We start from the raw sequence: 275 nt of genomic DNA on the forward strand, positions 1-275 counted from the left end.
GGAATATGATGTAACTTTGATAGCTAGTTTCGATAATGAAAAACCCATATTTGAAGATGTAAAAAAATTTTCCATAAACCTTGAAAGAAAGCCATCAATATTTAGTGACTTAAAGTCATTAAAAGAAATGATTAAGATATTCAAAAAAGAAAAATTTATCCTCGTACATTCTACCACTCCCACAGCTGGATTTATCACACAAATTGCAGGCTTTTTAACAGGCACTAAATTTCGTCTACATATATTTACAGGTCAAGTTTGGGCCAGTCAGTATG

At 31.3% G+C, this 275-nt stretch carries 1 pseudogene; it reads left to right on the forward strand.

The annotated features are described in order from the left end of the window. Positions 1-275 (forward strand): annotated as a pseudogene (locus AAEY75_RS15010) (glycosyltransferase family 4 protein); the annotation flags it as partial.

The sequence above is a fragment of the Psychrobacter sp. TB55-MNA-CIBAN-0194 genome, assembly GCF_040309505.1.
GTDB classification, from domain to species: Bacteria; Pseudomonadota; Gammaproteobacteria; order Pseudomonadales; family Moraxellaceae; genus Psychrobacter; species Psychrobacter fozii.